The sequence below is a fragment of the Pandoraea sp. NE5 genome (assembly GCF_024363545.1).
In the GTDB taxonomy this organism is placed as follows: Bacteria; Pseudomonadota; Gammaproteobacteria; order Burkholderiales; family Burkholderiaceae; genus Pandoraea; species Pandoraea cepalis.
Genome location: NZ_AP025517.1, coordinates 1105974 through 1121855, shown reverse-complemented (window position 1 = coordinate 1121855; position 15882 = coordinate 1105974). Strand labels below are relative to the sequence as shown.

The following is a 15882-nucleotide window of genomic DNA, read 5'->3' as shown; positions in this document are numbered from 1 at the left end:
GGGGATTTCGCAAGCCTTTTCTCGTTTGTGGCGCGTACGATCGATGCACTTTTTATCCGAGGCCGATCATGCGCGAGAGAGAACCGCTCCATTACTTCGATTACGCGGCCACGACGCCGGCGGATGCCGCCGTAATTGCCGCAATGGCCGATTGTCTCGGCGTGGACGGTGTCTTCGGTAACCCAGCCTCCAGTTCGCATGCGGCGGGCGTGAGTGCGCGCCGTCTGGTGGAGCGCTCGCGGGCCCAGGTGGCGGCACTCATTGGTGCCGAGGCGGCCGAGATCGTGTGGACGTCCGGCGCGACCGAATCGAACAATCTCGCACTCAAAGGCTATGCGGAACGCGGGCAGTCGCGCGCACATTTCGTGACGAGCGCGCTCGAACACAAGGCGATTCTCGACACGATGGCGTGTCTGGCATCGCGCGGCGCATCCGTCACGTATCTGACGCCGTCGGCCACCGGCGAGATCACCGCCGATGCCGTGGCGGCGGCACTGCGGCCCGACACCGGACTGGTGTCGGTCATGCTCGTCAATAACGAACTCGGCACGCTGACCGACGTGGCGGCCGTCGCGAAGGTGGTGCATGCGGCTGGGGCGTTGCTGCATGTCGATGCGGCGCAGGCGCTTGGCAAGACCCCCATCGACGTCAAGACGATGGGCATCGACCTGATGTCGATGTCGGCGCACAAGGTCTACGGCCCCAAGGGCATCGGTGCCCTATACGTGCGCCAGGATGTCATGACGCGCATCGCCCCGCAGATGCATGGCGGCGGTCACGAGCGAGGCCTGCGCTCCGGCACGCTGGCGACGCATCAGATCGTCGGCATGGGCACCGCATGCGAACTCGCCATGCAGGCCATGACGACCGACAACGCGCGCATCGCGCAACTGAGTCGCCGCCTGCTCGATGGTGTGCTGGGACTCGGTGACATTGTGCACAACGCCGCGACGGCGCAGCGTATCCCTCATACGTTGAGCTTGACGGTGCGACATCCGGGTTTTGCTACGTTCATGCTCAACGGCAAGCTGGCCGTGTCGTCGACGTCGGCCTGCAACTCGGCGTCGGGGCAGCCGTCTCACGTGCTGAGTGCTATTGGTCTCGACAACGACGCCGCGAGCCGCACGGTGCGTGTGAGCCTCGGGCGCTTTACGACCGAAGCGTCGGTCGATTTCGTGACAGCGTGCTTCGAGCGTGTCGTCGGTCAGTGCCGGGCGTTGGCGGCCTGAGGGCGGGGTATCGAACACGCGTTGGCGCGGCCGAACCCGTCGGCGATTCAATACGACCGTGTCGGCTGCGGCCGGTCGCGATACCAGGCAGCGTCCCAGTCGTCATCGCGCAGGTAAGGCTTGGCGTCGAGTTTGGCGATGCGCGAAAGGATCCGACGCGCCGTCGGCGTCGCGCGCAGCAAAGCACGGGTGGTGTCGTCGAGATGGGCGATGATGTTCGCCACCGTGGCGCCGGCTTCGCCGATCGCCCGCTCGGGATCGTAGCTGCCCATCAAGTGCAGGAAATCGGTCGCTCGCTCGCCAAAGACTGCGGTGAAGATTTCCGGCGTTTCGAACAGCATCACCAACAGTGTCGGTGAGACGACCTCGATTTCGAACTGCTGCTTCGGTGCCGACAACATCAACCTTTCCTCCGCATACACCTCCAGATCGCTGATCAGCACGGGATTCGTCGTGTGGGCGTCGCGGATGAGCAGCGCCTGAAGGGGGTGTGTAGCGAGGACGTTCCTGGCGGTTGCCGGCGCATCACTGAGCGGCGACGGGAAAAAGAAGTGCGACGACGCGGAAATTTCGGGGGGCAGCCACGCGTTCAGAAAGTTCACGCTGTCCTGTGAGGGACAAATGATGTTCCGCATTTCCATCTGACTGTCTCCTTGGGTCGAACATTTCGTGAGGTGCTTGCCTTCCTCGACGCAGATTCGGAATTTGCGCTGCAGGGTCTGCGTGAAGTTTCGTCGATGGACACAGCGATCGATATCGTCGCCGGTCCAGCAAAGGATGGTCGCCGGTTTGGTGAAATTGACCCGTTGTTCCGCCGCTTCGGTGCATTCGCCGCTGGCGAACAGGCACCCGATCAGCGCGGCGGGACGGCGCGTCAGCTTCGCCTGGAGCGTTGCAATCGGGTCGGCGCCGATGCGCCGTTTGGTTCGACTGGAGGGGGCCGAATAGTCCTTGCATTCGACCATGGCCGCGATGCCCGCGGCGTAGATCACGCCGTCGATCTGCTCGAGGATCTTCTCATCGACGAACTTGACCGTATACGGCCACCTCACCGTCGCGCCGCCCAGCTCGAACCCCTTCAGTACGAGATATTCCAGCGCCTTGCCCGCGTCCCATCCAGGCGTGGCGCAGCGCTGGATGTCGCGCCACAACCCGGTGACGTCGTCCCAGTCGTACCCCCTGACGCGTTCGATGTATTCGCTGTCCGCTGCCATACCCGCTCTCCGTGAACCGGACACCGATTCTAGCGATGCGAGCGGCGGCGAAACGTCAATGCGCCGATTTATCGGAATGCGCCGATCCGGTTCGGCATTTCGGCGCAGCGAATGTCACGCATTGTGAGGGCTCGTGCTTCCTGATAGCATGTCGGCTGCTTCACGGAGATGGCATACCTCCGGCGTTCGTTGCGCAAACCGCCCCTCCCCGGGGCTGATGATGCCTGCAAGATCCTGGCGTGCCGGGAGGTTGCGGGCTATGCGCGCGAGCGTTTCTCTCATTCTCGGTAGTGTTCAGGCAATTTGTCGACGGCGTCGCTCGTCCCCCCTGTTGGACATCATGAAGATGTTTCAAGACTCCCCCTTGCGCGACTTGTTCGGCGTGCTGCCGCGCGCGGCACGCGCCAGTTCGCTCGCGGCGCTCGTCGGCATCATGGCCGGAAGTGCATCGGCCCTGTTTCTTGTCGCGCTGGATCTCGCGACCGAGACGCGTCTGGCTCACCCGTGGCTGCTCGGGCTGCTGCCCATCGCCGGCTTCGCGGTGGGCTGGCTCTATCTGCGGCTCGGCGCGAGCGTCGAAGCCGGCAACAATCTGCTGATCGACGAGATTCACGATCCGCGGCGTGTCGTGCCGTTGCGCATGGCGCCGCTGGTGCTGTTCGGCACGGTTGTCACGCATCTGGTCGGTGGGTCCGCCGGGCGCGAGGGCACGGCCGTGCAGATGGGCGGCGCACTGGCCGATCAGCTCACGCATGTCTTCCGTCTGTCCGGTGAGCAGCGTCGTGTGCTGCTGATGTCGGGCATCGCCGCAGGCTTCGCCTCGGTTTTCGGCACGCCGCTCGCTGGCGCCGTGTTCGGCCTGGAGGTGCTCGCCATCGGACGCCTGCGCTACGACGCCCTGTTGCCGTGCCTCGTCGCGGCGCTCGTGGGCGACGCGGTTACGCGCGCCTGGGGCGTGCATCACACCGTGTACACGATTGCGCCTGGCGCGTTCGCCGCGTCGATGTCGATCACCGGGGCGCTCAGTGCCGCCGCCGCTGGGGTGTTGTGCGGACTCGCGGGGATGGCGTTCGCCCAGGCGACGCACGCCACGTCGGCCTTCATGAAGCGGCGTATCGCCTACGCTCCGCTGCGTCCATTCGCCGGCGGGCTGGTAGTCGCAGTGGCGGCCACAGTGCTGGGCACGCCGCAGTACCTCGGGTTGGGCATCCCGACCATCGTCGATGCGTTTCATACGTCGTTGCCGTGGTACGACTTTCTTGGCAAGGCGGTCTTCACCGTCGTCACGCTCGGCTCGGGCTTCAAGGGCGGCGAAGTCACGCCGCTGTTCTATATCGGCGCGACGCTGGGCAACGCCTTATCGCATGTGTTGACGTTGCCGGCGGCGGTGCTCGCAGGCGTCGGTTTTGTCGCCGTGTTCGCGGGTGCGGCCAACACGCCCATCGCCTCGACGTTGATGGCCATCGAGATTTTCGGCCCGCAGATCGGGGGCTATGCCGCGATTGCGTGCGTGCTGGCGTACCTGTGTTCGGGGCATACAGGCATCTATCGCGCGCAACGCGTCGGGTCTGGCAAGCACGGAGCCGTACCGGAAGGCGCGCGACTCGGCGACCTGCCCGCATGGCGCAAGACGCTCAAGGCTGGCGCCCGGCCAACCGACGACGCGCACCGCCCCTAAACGATGCCGTGCGCAAGCGTCGTGAGCGTGCGCGCGAACGCCGACGCGTTCTTCATCCCCTGATCTTCGTGGTTCGTATTGAAGAGGACGTGCGTGTCGTCGACGTTCGCGGCCAGTCGCTGGACGCGCGCCGAGATGTCGATCAACTCGCTCGCGCTGTACTCGTAGACGAAGCGTCCCGAGGAGGCGGTGATGCCTCGTCGGTTCCAGGCGGCGGCGTTGCGGCCATGAAGACGGACGACGCACAGGTCGTCGCGCGTCGTCGCCCAGACCGCAGGCACCGTGTTGTCGAATCCGTCGGGGCTGTCGACGATGGTGTGCGCCGCCCCCGTCTCGCGCAGCATGGCCAGCGTGGCGGCTTCGCGCGAGGGCGTGTCGAACCAGCTACGGTGACGAAATTCCACGGCGTGCCGTTCGCCATCGAGCCGTCGCGCGGTCTCGAAGACCAGGGCCCGCCCGGCGCGGTCGTTCTGCACCCGCGGGGAGAACTGGAAGTGAATGGCCGCCAGTTGCCCGCACTGACGCAACGGCTCGATGGCTTCGAGATAGCGTCGCCAGAGTTCGTCGCGAAGTTCCGCGGGGAGGTCGTGCGGCGCGAGCGATCCAAGCGACGCAAGCGGGCCCTCTGGCCCTGCGTTTGCGTCGTCCCCCGCACCCAGCGCCTGCGCGATATCGCGCGGCAGTGCCGCGCGCGGCGTCGTATGGCCGGTGAACGCCCGAAATGCCTTGATGTGAAAGCGAAACGACGGGGGCGTGCGTTGCGTCCAGCGCCATGCCATGGCGGCGTCGGGTAGCCGGTAGTAGCTGCTGTCGACCTCGACCAGATCGAACTGCGACGCGTAATGGCGCAGCCGCGCCTCGGGCGTATCGACGCCCGGCGGGTAGAAGCGTCCGCACGCAATGAGCGTCGGATCGGTCCAGGACGATGTGCCGGTACGAATCGTCATGAGGTAGGTGAGTGGGCCGTCAGACGGGCGACAGCCGGAATTCGTCTCAATTTCCGAAGGGACTCGATGGGCGTCGAAGCCATCGTTATAATGTATAAATATACAGTACTCGATGAGCGTACTTGCGGGCCACGGCCCGTCTTTTCGTGGCGCTCCCAGATCTCGCATGTCCGAACAGCCGACCGCCCCCGCCCGCGATCCGTGGGCCGAACTCAACGACCGCCAGCGCGAAGCCGTCGACTATGGTGTCGGTGACGATGGCGCGCCCGGCGGGCCATTGCTCGTCATCGCCGGCGCGGGCTCGGGCAAGACCAGCACGCTTGCGCATCGCGTCGCCAACCTCATCGTTCGCGGGGCCGACCCCAACCGTATCTTGTTGCTCACTTTCTCGCGTCGCGCCGCCGGCGAAATGGAGCGACGCGTGGGCGCGGTGCTGCAAAAGGTGCTGGGGCTGGCGTCGTCGCAACCGCCGTCGCTGCCGTGGGCCGGCACGTTTCACGCCATTGGCGCTCGCATTCTGCGCGATGTGGCAACGCGCATCGGCCTGTCGGAAGCGTTCACCATTCACGACCGCAGCGATGCCGAAGATCTGCTGGGCCTTGCGCGCCATGACCTCGGCTTTTCCGCCACGCAGTCGCGCTTCCCGCTCAAGGGCACATGCCTCTCGATCTATTCGCGCGTGGTGAACAGTCAGGCACCGCTTGCGGAAGTGCTCGCGAAGCATTTCCCGTGGTGCGCGCAATGGGAGGCGCAGCTCAAGACGCTCTTCGGTGCCTACGTCGACGCGAAGCAAGCGCAACACGTTCTCGATTACGACGATCTGCTGCTGTACTGGGCCGAGACGATGAGCGCGCCGGATCTCGCGCGCGAACTGGGCGAGCGCTTCGACCACGTGCTCGTCGACGAATACCAGGACACCAATCGGCTGCAGGCGCAGATCCTGCTCGCGATGAAGCCCGACGGACGCGGCCTCACCGTCGTGGGGGATGATGCGCAGTCGATTTATGCGTTCCGCGCGGCCACCATCCGAAACATCCTCGACTTTCCCGGGCAATTTGCCGAGCCCGCCCATGTGGTCACGCTCGAGCGGAATTACCGTTCGACGCAACCGATTCTCGATGCGTCCAATGCCGTGATCGCCGAGTCGAACGAGCGCTACGCGAAGGCATTGTGGACCGATCGGCAATCGACGCATCTGCCGCAACTCGTCAATGTGAGCGACGAGTCGGGGCAGGCCCGCTGGGTGGCGGATCAGGTGCTGGCGCAACGTGAGACCGGCACCCGATTGATGCAGCAGGCGGTGCTGTTCCGCACTGGTAGCCATAGCGCGGCGCTGGAGCTGGAACTCACACGCCGCAATATCCCGTTCGTGAAATTCGGCGGCTTGAAGTTTCTCGAAGCGGCGCACGTCAAGGATATGTTGTCGATCCTGCGTTGGGCGCACAACCCGGCCAGCCGCTTGTCGGGGTTTCGTGTGGCCCAGTTGATCCCCGGAATCGGGCCCGTGAGCGCCACCCGATTGCTCGACGCCATGTCGGCCTCCGCCATGCCCGCGCAGGTGCTCGCGGACTTCAAGCCACCGTCGGCGGCCGCTGCCGATTGGCGCGCGTTCGTCGACGTCTTCATCGCGTTGCACGACACGCGGCTGTCATGGCCGGCCGATGTCGATCTGGCGCTGCGCTGGTATGCGCCGCTGCTGACACAACGCTTCGACGACGCGGCCGTGCGCCAGGCGGACCTCGAACAGCTCGCCCGCATTGCGGGTACGTATGGGTCGCGTGAGCAGTTTCTGACCGAGTTGACCCTTGATCCTCCCGACGCCACGAGTGCGCAATCCGGCCCGCCGTTGCTTGACGAGGACTACCTGATTCTGTCGACGATCCATAGTGCGAAAGGGCAGGAGTGGCGCTCGGTCTATGTGCTCAACGTCGTCGACGGCTGCATTCCGTCCGACATGAGCACGGGCGACGACGAGGACATCGAGGAAGAGCGTCGGCTCTTGTATGTGGCGATGACGCGCGCGAAGGAATCGCTGCAATTGGTCGTGCCTCAGCGGTTTTACGTGCATCAGCAAACGGGAATGGGCGATCGCCACGTGTACGGCACGCGCAGCCGTTTCGTCTCCGACACGATGTTGCCGCTGTACGAAATTCTCCCGAAGCCGCGCGAGGGCGAGGTGCTGCGGGGGCCGGTGGGCGACGTGGCGGTGCACATCGACGTCGCTCGCAAGCTTCGCAACGCGTGGTCTTGAGCACAAGGTTCGCGAACCAGGCACCCAGATGGCTTTTCGAGCGGGCGGCGCTGTTCGCGTGCGCCCCGGCGGCCACGCATCGTCAGGTCGTCGCCAGCTTGTCGCCGGGCGCGCATCAGGTATAGTCGCCGCATCGGCGGCGGTGCAGCGCTTACTGCCGCCATGTAAGTTTCGCAAAGCTTTGTCGAGACGGATGCGGGGGAACGCGAATGCAATGGCTGGTGAACCAAATGACGTTGATGCCGACGGGGCTGTTGCTTGTCAGCATGGCCATCGGCACAGCGCTGCTCGCCGTGGCCGTCGCGTGGCTGGCGCGTGTCTGGCTGTTCGATCGATTAGCCGATCCGTCCGAGGTGCGCGGCACGGTATCCGATGTCGTCCACGGTAGCCTGCTCGCATTCATCGTTTTCGTGCTCGCCCATGTGTTGACCGACGTGCGCGCCAACCTCGGCCATGCGGACGATCAGGCGCTGCGCGAGGCGTCGGTGGTCCGACGTCTCGATCGAGAACTCAAGGCGGTTGGCGACAGCGACGCGCAGGCGGCGCGTGTGTTGCTGCGCAGCTACGTGACGTCCGCCGTCACCGACGAATGGAAGACGTTGAGCACCGCCGACCCGGATCTGTCGCCCGTGACCGAAGCGGCATTGACGGCGTTTGTCGGGGCTACGCGTCGGGTGGTCGCGAAACACGAGGACAGCGCCAGTTCGATCCGGACCTTGCTCGATCGGTTGGAGGAGGCCCGCCAAGGACGTTTCGAAAACTCGACGAAAACCGTGCCCGACGTGTTCTGGTGGGTCATCGCGCTCTTCATGCTGGCGGCGATGGCGATGAACGGCCGGTATCCGGGCTCGTGGAAAAGTAATTTCATCATCGCGATCCACATGGGCGCGATCGGGATGGTGATCGCGTTGATCGTCAACCTCGATGAGCCGTTCCGTGGCGCTTCGGGCATCTCGCCCGCGCCGCTCGCGAAATCGGTTGGGATCGCGGTGCCGCGCTGACGCGGAACTTCAACGAGCATTTTTTGCCCGACCGTATCCGGTTGTGGTCAGCAGGAGAAGAGAACGATGGTATCGAATATGTCCGCGCCGTCGGCCGAATCCACGCCGGAAATCGAGGCGTTCCGCCCGGGCGTCTACCGTCATTACAAAGGCAATTGTTATCTCGCGCTAGGTGTCGCCCGCGCCGATGAGACCGATGAGCCGGTGGTCGTCTATACGCGGCTGTACCCGCGCGAAGGGCTACCCATGAGCACCCGTCTGTTGCGCATCTGGAATGAACCGGTGGAGACGGACAGCGGTTCGGTGCCGCGCTTCACGTACATCGGCCACACGACGCCTGCTGCCTGAGCCACGGCGCCTCGCTCGCTTTGCGACGCCCGCGGCAAATCACATGAACGACTGGCATTTCGCCCTTATCAGGACACCCCCTCATGACGCTGCGCCCCCCGATGTCCCATCACACCATTGACGCTTCGCGCTCCCGCCCGGCAACGGTCGACAGGCAAGCGCTCCGCATCCCCGACGTGGGGGACGCGACATTGGCGTCGAAACCCGCCCCGCGCAATCTGCGCCGGTGGTGGGCCTTGTTCGCCATTCTCCCGTTCGTGACGTCGGTGTCAGGGTGCGGATTGATGGCTGCCCCCTGCCGGGTGGCGTCGGCGGGGCTGAAGATCATTCCGGGGGTTGGGGGCGTGCTGGCCACGCCGACGGACGCGTGTGCGGCCGCTATCGACTGAGCGCGCTGGGTCATGACCGCGCCGGACGGTCGAGCGAATTCCGGCCGCGCAAAAAAAGAAAGCCCGCGAATGGCGGGCTTAATCCATATCAGGAGGAGACATGGAGGAGACGAGTTCAGTATAGGACGCTGTGTTGCGACGCACCATATGTAATTTTACGTAGTTACCCGCATGTTGCACATATGCAACACAAAATAACAACAATAAAATCAGCTACTTATCGCTGCCATCCATCAATCTCTCTGCTTTTTCGACCCAAAATTTCGAGGCATCCTTCTAATTATTGTGCGTGCGCACGCTTTCTCGTCGACATGAGGTCGAGGACGAATGGCACCGAATCGCGGAGCGACGGATTGACGGTCGCATCGTGATCGAGCCCTTCGTACGTACGCACCAGGGTGGTGGTTCCCGCTTGGGCCACATCGCGCGCAAACGCTTGTTGCATGATGACCGGCACGTCGATGTCGTTCATGCCCATGCCGATGAACACGGGATGCTTGATATGCAGCGTCGGGTAGCGCAGTGACGGCGTCTGGTTGTCGAGCAGCTTCTGGATATCCGGCTGCATGCTGTTGCCCGCATTCAGGCCGGCGGCCGTGGAGTGATCGGTCAGTTCGTCGATGCAAAGCGTGCGGGCTTCGTTCAGTACAGGCAACGCCTGCGGTGAGAAGTAGCGCGACGCCTGCATCGTCGGATCGCGGTCGGCTGCCGACAGGAACAGGTACATCGCGTACGGAATCTTCGGATCCGGCGCGCCCGGATCGGGTTGGCTCGCGAACAGCATGGCGGCCGACGTCTGCGCGTTGAAATACGGCGTGCCCGTGAGCACGGTTGCGATCACTTTGACGTCAGGCGCGTATTGCGGCTGATAACCGGCGGCCGAGAACGCCGCGTGCGCGCCCTGCGATTGCCCGACGAGGACGACGCGGTTCTGCAACGGGAAGACGCTGCGTGCCGCCAGCAGGCTGTCGAGCACGCTGTAGGCTTGCGCACGCGAATTCAGATAATGGTGCAGCCCGGGCGAGCCCAGACCCGCGTAATCGGGGGCCACGATCGCGAAGCCGAGTGAGAGCCATGTGCCCAGATATTGCATGTCGCGCTGGCTGCGCACATTGAGCGACGGCGCGCACGCGCTGGCGACGCCCACCGTACCGTGCGCCCACACAACGACCGGCCAGCCACCGGGCGGTGTCGGTCCTTTGGGAAGGAAGACGGCACCCGTGTCTTCTCGCGCTTCAGTGCCACCCACGCCATCGATGGAGCTGTAACGAATGCGGAATTGCTCGCCGGCTTCGGGCAAGCCGTGGTCGGCATCGAGCGGCTGCCGGTCGACGATAGCCCCGTGTGGAAGTGTGGCGGGCGCGGTTTCGGGCGTGATCGCGTGGGCCGCGCGGCCGATGACCAGACTGGCAAACAGGGCGGCGCTGATAAAGCGCCACAGGCGATGGAACATACTGAACTGTCCTCGTATTGAGTTGTGCTTCTGAAGCATGCGTGAGTGAAGCTCACGCGTCGCCCGCGGACCTGCTGCCATTGCCTTGCGTCGTATCCATGACGTTACGCCGTCGCCATTCAGATGTCTCGGGCGTTTCGGTGTTCCGTCGGCCGTGCTAGGGCCGATTTTCCTGCGATTGTGCGACGCTCGCCTGATCGGCGGCGTCCTGCCACGCGCGACGCGCCCGGCGCATGCGACGCAGCGCGAGCGACGACATCGTGATCCAGCCGAACGGACGCGGGTCGACAAGCATGCTCACGGCACGCGCGTAATCGAGCACCAGGCCCGGCGTCCACGCCATCGTCTCGGCCCGCTTGCGCAGTTGCGCGGCGACCCACAACTCGGGCGTGAGCCACAGACGTACGAACGTCCACCAGCCGGCATCCGCCCCGCCGGGCAGTTGACCCACGCGGCCTTCGATTGCGGCCTCGAGCGCCTTGGCCACACTGCTCGAGCAGTTGCGGTGCGTGAGGTTATAGGTGGCGTCCTGACGGTAAGCCTGCCAGAACGTGCCTAGCTGACGCGGGCTGTAATTGCGAATACGCACCTTGACGGTGGACGCGCACCAGGCCTTCGATTCCGTTGCATAGTCCGGCTGGAACACGCCGGGGACGTCATTCTCGCGCGTGGCGCGCAGCAGTTGCCCGAATTGATCCGGAGAACGGTCGATTTCCTTGGCGGGATACAGACTCACATACACGCCTTCGTGACTCTCCAGCGCGGCGTGACCCGTCGAGATCACACCATTCCCGTCGACGGCGGCGATATAACGATCGATGACCGGGTGACGGCGCGCCGGGGCCTTGGACGAGCCCGATGGCGTCCAGACGTGCACCGTCAACGCGGGTTCGCCGTCGGCGGGTGGGCCCTCCCAGCGCGGTGCGCGGGGACGATTCCTCCACAAGCCGCGTTTGTCGCTGGGGCTGCCGAGAACCTGCTCGACGCGGAAGTCGCGGCGCAGGCGCCGCGCGCGCATGGCGAGGACCAATAAGTTCCACCCGGTGAACGCGAGCCCCAGCCCGATGGCGTAGGGCAAGGTGCCCTTGTAGTGCGTCGGATACGGCTGATAAAAGAAGATCGCCACGGCAATCTCGACCAATCCCCCCGCCGTGGCCCACATCCAGCGCGGATACCGCACGACATAGGCCGCCACGCATTGCAGCAGCCCATCGGCGAGGAATAGCGTACCGAACAACATCGACAGCCAGAAGTTACCGTGCTGTTGATGAAAGAAGAGCACCAGCAACGCGGCGAGGGTAAAGGTGCCGCCCTTGAGTGCGCGCACGATGCGCTGGCCGCCAACGCCAATGCTGACGATGGCCAGCGTCGCCAGGCCTTCGAGCAGCAGCAGCCAGGCGAACACGTTGAGCGGGAAGTGCACCACCCCGTCGAGGGCATCGACGATCAGCGCCAGCCCGAAAGCGAAGAAAATCGCCCCGATCCAAATCAGGGCGAGGGCGCGGCGGCGCAAGTAATCGACGCCGAGCAACAGCAATATCAAGCGTACCAACGCAGGGTCTCCATCGCATGCGCCTGTCCGCGAAACGGGACACGGCGCGCAGCCCGAATGCGTAACGATTGGGGATGTGGCTGATTTTGACGCTATCTTAGCGTGTGAACCGTGACAGACCAAAAACAAAGGCGGCGCGCTCCTTTCAGGGCGCGCCGCCTGTTGTGGCGGGCGATACTCGCAGCGCCCCGAGAGGCACGGCGAGTGTTGGCCGACTCAGTCCTTCTTGCTTTCGAGCTGCGGCAGGGCGTCGCCGCTCGATGCGGTGAGCAGACCGGCCTTGGCATAGGTCATGAGCTTCTCGCGCGTGTCGACGATGTCGAGCGTGCGCATCGTGAGCTGGCCGATACGGTCGAGCGGCGTGAACACCGAGTCCCCCTTTTCCATCGTCAGACGCTCGGGCTTGTACGTCAGGTTCGGCGACGTCGTGTTGAGCAGCGAGTAATCGTTGCCGCGACGCAGCTCGACGGTCACTTCGCCGGTCACGGCACGTGCCACCCAGCGCTGTGCCGACTCGCGCAGCATGATGGCTTGCGGGTCGAACCAGCGGCCCTGATACAGCAGACGGCCGAGGCGGCGGCCATTCTCGCGATATTGCTCGATGGTGTCTTCGTTGTGGATGCCGGTGACCAGACGCTCGTACGCGATGAACAGCAGCGCGAGGCCCGGGGCTTCATAGATGCCACGGCTCTTGGCTTCGATGATGCGGTTCTCGATCTGATCGCTCATGCCCAGGCCGTGACGGCCGCCGATGCGATTGGCTTCCTCGAACAACTCGACGGCGCTCGCGAACGTCTTGCCATTGAGCGCCACCGGCTGGCCTTCTTCGAAGCGCACGGTGACTTCTTCGGCCTTGATCGCGCAGTCGTCGCGCCAGAACGGCACGCCCATGATCGGCTGCACGATCTTGATGCCCGAATTCAGGTGCTCGAGGTCCTTGGCTTCGTGCGTCGCCCCCAGCATGTTCGAGTCCGTCGAATAGGCCTTCTCGACCGACATCTTGTAATCGAAGCCGTTGGCGATCAGGAATTCCGACATTTCCTTGCGGCCGCCCAGTTCGTCGATGAACGTCTGGTCGAGCCACGGCTTGTAGATTTGCAGGCCCGGGTTGGTCAAGAGACCGTAGCGGTAGAAGCGCTCGATGTCATTGCCCTTGTACGTGCTGCCATCGCCCCAGATATTGACGTCATCTTCCTTCATTGCCGCGACGAGCATCGTGCCCGTGACGGCGCGGCCGATCGGCGTGGTGTTGAAGTACGTGACGCCGGCGGTCGAGATGTGGAACGCGCCCGATTGCAGAGCGGCGATGCCCTCGGCCACGAGTTGCGCACGGCAGTCGATCAGACGGGCGTTCTCGGCGCCGTAACCCATGGCGCGGCGCGGGATTTCGTCATAGTCGGGTTCGTCCGGCTGACCCAGATTGGCCGTGTAAGCGTACGGAATCGCGCCCTTTTGGCGCATCCAAAGCAGCGCAGCGCTGGTGTCGAGACCGCCCGAAAAGGCGATGCCGACCCGTTGTCCCGTGGGAATGTGTTGCAGAATCGTGGTCATCGGCGTGGAAAAGCTGGGTTTTTAACCTGTCAAGTATCCCCGTCCGGGCTATGGATGGTCAAGTCTGACGGCCGATTCCCGTGCGTCGGGACGCCAAACATTGCGCAAAAGGTCACCATTGAGTACCGGCCACGCTACATGCGGACGACAGGAAATCGGAAAACGCGCGAATCACGAGCGATGCCTGTCGATGCTGCGGATAGACCACGTGGATCGCCGACGGGGCGGGCGCGAACGCGTCGAGGACCGTGACCAGCCGCCCACTCAGCAAGGCGGGCGCCACGATGAACACCGGCAGCCACGTGATGCCGAGCCCGGCCACGGCGGCGTCACGTGCCAGTTCGCCATTGTTCACGCGCAGGCGACCGGTCACCGGAATTTCGACCGGATGACCGTCTCGCGTGTACGTCCAGCTCACGCGCTGGCTATGCCCATAGGGCAGCAGGGCGTGCTCGCGCAGCGCTTCCGGCGTTTGCGGCGCATCGTGCGCCTCCAGATACCGCGGGCTGGCGCAGGTCACCATGCGCATGGGCGCGACCGCCCGGCCGATCAGCGACGAATCGGCCAGTGCACCGATGCGCACCGCCACGTCGTAGCCTTCGCCGATGATGTCGACGGTGCGGTCGTTGAGTTCCAGCTCGATGGTGACGTCCGGATAGGTCGTGAGAAACGACGGAATGACCGACCCGAGAAACATCGTGCCGAATGACATGGGGGCGGAGACCCGCAGATTGCCACGCGGGCGCTCCCCTTGACTGCTCACGGCGAGGTTGGCCGCCTCCACGTCGTCGAGAATGCGCCGCGCGCGCTCGTAATAGACGCGGCCGAGGTCCGTGACCGCGAGTCGCCGCGTCGTCCGCAACAACAAACGCACGCCAAGCGCCTGCTCCAGCGACGAGATACGGCGGCTCACGAACTGTTTCGATAGGCTGAGCTTCGCCGCCGCGCCCGTGAAGCTCATGGCATCGACCGCAGTGACGAAGATCCGCATGTCGTCGAGTAAATCCATCCGCAAGCTCCCAGTCATAAGAAGATCCAGGTGACAACGAGGGGATTCGCCCCAGCATTGTCACCCGGTAGCCGACAATCTTAGCCGAGATGACGCGCGACTGACCTATCGAAGCGCCAATCGCAGTCCCAGCAGGATCGCGGCCGTGCCTGCGACGGCGAGCGCCGTGGGACGATGGCCGAAGATGCCCCAGTCGAGCAGCGCCGTCACTACGGGCACCAGATAGAACAGGCTGGTGACGGTGACGAGATTGCCCGTCGCGATCATGCGGTAGAGCAGCAGCGTCGCGCCGACCGAAATCACGAGCGCCATATAGAGCAGCGGCAGCCAGAAACCGAGCGACGCGTCGACGTGCCACGGTTGCGTGGGCACGACGAGCAACGCCAGCGCGAACCCGACCGCGTATTGCAGCGGCAGTACGTCGAGCGGCGTTTGTCGCGAGCCTTTCTGCGCGAGGGTACCCAGCGTCATGCACGCCAGCGCGGCCAGCGCCCACAGTGAGCCCGCCGCCGACAACCGCGCCGACATCAGGCTTTGCGCGACGACCAGTGCGAGTCCGGCGAGAGCGAGCGCAAGTCCGGTGAGACGTCGCGCGCTATGCGCCCGCTCCAGCGCCACCAGCGTGAGAATCGGCTGCACGCCCAGCACCGTGGCGAGTGCGCCGGGCGTGACGCCGTGCGAGAGCGCCAGCAGGTACGCCGCCTGATAGCCGCCAATGAGCAGCACACCGGTGCCCGCCACCTGCCACCGGGTGTTCGCGGCCGGCCACCATTGACGGCGCGTCAGTGCGATGAGTGTGAGCGCAGCCAGCGCCACCCCCAGTCGAATGACGAGAAACGCAAACGCCGACGCATGCGCCAGCCCCCATTTGGCAGCCAGTGCGCCGCCGCTCCAAAGCAGGACAAACAAGAGCGTCGCGCCGTGCCGGCGCCACGCGAGACCTTCTGATTGCATCGATCTTCCCCTGAACAGGATGTCCAGCCTGCCGGGCGCGACGTCAATGAAAACGGCTCAAGAACGCCGCTCCCTGTGACGCGACGCCGTCGCCGACACGGCATGACACAACGTCACGGCGTTCGACGCGCTGACAGGCGGATCGAAACTGAAATTCGAATGAAAAGGTGTTGTGCCGGGCGACGAACGCCCGGCGCGCCAACCGTGGCGTCAGGCCACGACGCCGGTATCGGCGACTGCGGCAGCGACCACCCCAGCGGGCGGTGCCACGCCGGCCGGCGGGGGAGGCGCGACTGCTGCAAAACG

General features: G+C 64.6%; 12 protein-coding genes, 1 pseudogene and 1 riboswitch. Of the genes and pseudogenes, 6 read left to right on the top strand and 7 right to left on the bottom strand.

Annotated features, from left to right (window positions below; genetic code table 11):
• Positions 1-68 precede the first annotated feature (68 nt).
• Positions 69-1226: pseudogene (locus PanNE5_RS05260) on the top strand (cysteine desulfurase family protein); the annotation flags it as partial.
• A gap of 50 nt (positions 1227-1276) precedes the next feature.
• Here PanNE5_RS05260 and PanNE5_RS05255 read toward each other — a convergent pair.
• Entirely contained in the window at positions 1277-2443 is a 1167-nt protein-coding gene (locus PanNE5_RS05255; RefSeq protein ID WP_017235725.1) for a hypothetical protein, read from the bottom strand.
• 155 nt (positions 2444-2598) lie between these two features.
• Positions 2599-2677: riboswitch (Fluoride riboswitch) on the top strand.
• Positions 2678-2783: 106 nt separating this feature from the next.
• Between PanNE5_RS05255 and PanNE5_RS05250 the strand changes: the two genes are divergently transcribed.
• Entirely contained in the window at positions 2784-4121 is a 1338-nt protein-coding gene (locus tag PanNE5_RS05250; RefSeq protein ID WP_261939360.1) for a voltage-gated chloride channel family protein, read from the top strand.
• On the opposite strand, the gene PanNE5_RS05245 is transcribed toward PanNE5_RS05250, so the two are convergent.
• A complete protein-coding gene (locus PanNE5_RS05245) occupies positions 4118-5068 on the bottom strand; it encodes a DUF72 domain-containing protein (RefSeq protein WP_261939359.1) in 951 nt (316 codons plus the stop codon). The genes PanNE5_RS05250 and PanNE5_RS05245 overlap by 4 nt on opposite strands.
• 166 nt (positions 5069-5234) lie before the next feature.
• On the opposite strand from PanNE5_RS05245, the gene PanNE5_RS05240 reads away from it, so the two are divergent.
• The 4 genes from PanNE5_RS05240 to PanNE5_RS22925 all read left to right on the top strand — a co-directional run bounded on the left by PanNE5_RS05240 (position 5235) and on the right by PanNE5_RS22925 (position 9057).
• The gene (locus tag PanNE5_RS05240) at positions 5235-7319 is read left to right on the top strand and encodes an ATP-dependent helicase (RefSeq protein WP_261939358.1); all 2085 of its coding nucleotides are present in this window, start codon (positions 5235-5237) and stop codon (positions 7317-7319) included.
• 230 nt (positions 7320-7549) lie between these two features.
• Positions 7550-8320 (top strand): DUF4239 domain-containing protein, encoded by a 771-nt coding sequence (locus PanNE5_RS05235; RefSeq protein ID WP_157211562.1) that lies wholly within the window; start codon positions 7550-7552, stop codon positions 8318-8320.
• Positions 8321-8386: 66 nt separating this feature from the next.
• On the top strand, positions 8387-8668 hold the full coding sequence (locus tag PanNE5_RS05230) for a DUF1653 domain-containing protein (RefSeq protein ID WP_017235721.1): 282 nt from the start codon (positions 8387-8389) through the stop codon (positions 8666-8668).
• A 218-nt stretch (positions 8669-8886) separates the two neighbouring features.
• On the top strand, positions 8887-9057 hold the full coding sequence (locus PanNE5_RS22925; protein ID WP_315973487.1) for a DUF6726 family protein: 171 nt from the start codon (positions 8887-8889) through the stop codon (positions 9055-9057).
• Positions 9058-9337: 280 nt separating this feature from the next.
• Here the strand turns inward: PanNE5_RS22925 and PanNE5_RS05220 are convergent, their stop codons facing one another.
• From PanNE5_RS05220 to PanNE5_RS05200, 5 genes are all read right to left on the bottom strand, one after another.
• A complete protein-coding gene (locus PanNE5_RS05220) occupies positions 9338-10510 on the bottom strand; it encodes a lipase family protein (protein ID WP_017235719.1) in 1173 nt (390 codons plus the stop codon).
• Positions 10511-10667: 157 nt separating this feature from the next.
• Positions 10668-12062 (bottom strand): HdeD family acid-resistance protein, encoded by a 1395-nt coding sequence (locus PanNE5_RS05215; protein ID WP_017235718.1) that lies wholly within the window; start codon positions 12060-12062, stop codon positions 10668-10670.
• A 216-nt stretch (positions 12063-12278) separates the two neighbouring features.
• On the bottom strand, positions 12279-13613 hold the full coding sequence (argG, locus tag PanNE5_RS05210) for an argininosuccinate synthase (protein ID WP_017235717.1): 1335 nt from the start codon (positions 13611-13613) through the stop codon (positions 12279-12281).
• A 112-nt stretch (positions 13614-13725) separates the two neighbouring features.
• Positions 13726-14622: a LysR family transcriptional regulator gene (locus tag PanNE5_RS05205; RefSeq protein ID WP_017235716.1), complete on the bottom strand. Its 897-nt coding sequence runs from the start codon at positions 14620-14622 to the stop codon at positions 13726-13728.
• 105 nt (positions 14623-14727) lie between these two features.
• The gene (locus tag PanNE5_RS05200) at positions 14728-15576 is read right to left on the bottom strand and encodes a DMT family transporter (RefSeq protein ID WP_261939357.1); all 849 of its coding nucleotides are present in this window, start codon (positions 15574-15576) and stop codon (positions 14728-14730) included.
• Positions 15577-15882 lie beyond the last annotated feature (306 nt).

Bases quoted from the DNA above. Each gene is read 5' to 3' on its own strand.
- PanNE5_RS05255 (WP_017235725.1), bottom strand. From the start codon at position 2,443: ATGGCAGCGGACAGCGAATACATCGAACGCGTCAGGGGGTACGACTGG.
- PanNE5_RS05250 (WP_261939360.1), top strand. From the start codon at position 2,784: ATGAAGATGTTTCAAGACTCCCCCTTGCGCGACTTGTTCGGCGTGCTG.
- PanNE5_RS05245 (WP_261939359.1), bottom strand. From the start codon at position 5,068: ATGACGATTCGTACCGGCACATCGTCCTGGACCGATCCGACGCTCATT.
- PanNE5_RS05240 (WP_261939358.1), top strand. From the start codon at position 5,235: ATGTCCGAACAGCCGACCGCCCCCGCCCGCGATCCGTGGGCCGAACTC.
- PanNE5_RS05235 (WP_157211562.1), top strand. From the start codon at position 7,550: ATGACGTTGATGCCGACGGGGCTGTTGCTTGTCAGCATGGCCATCGGC.
- PanNE5_RS05230 (WP_017235721.1), top strand. From the start codon at position 8,387: ATGGTATCGAATATGTCCGCGCCGTCGGCCGAATCCACGCCGGAAATC.
- PanNE5_RS05220 (WP_017235719.1), bottom strand. From the start codon at position 10,510: ATGTTCCATCGCCTGTGGCGCTTTATCAGCGCCGCCCTGTTTGCCAGT.
- argG (WP_017235717.1), bottom strand. From the start codon at position 13,613: ATGACCACGATTCTGCAACACATTCCCACGGGACAACGGGTCGGCATC.
- PanNE5_RS05205 (WP_017235716.1), bottom strand. From the start codon at position 14,622: ATGGATTTACTCGACGACATGCGGATCTTCGTCACTGCGGTCGATGCC.
- PanNE5_RS05200 (WP_261939357.1), bottom strand. From the start codon at position 15,576: ATGCAATCAGAAGGTCTCGCGTGGCGCCGGCACGGCGCGACGCTCTTG.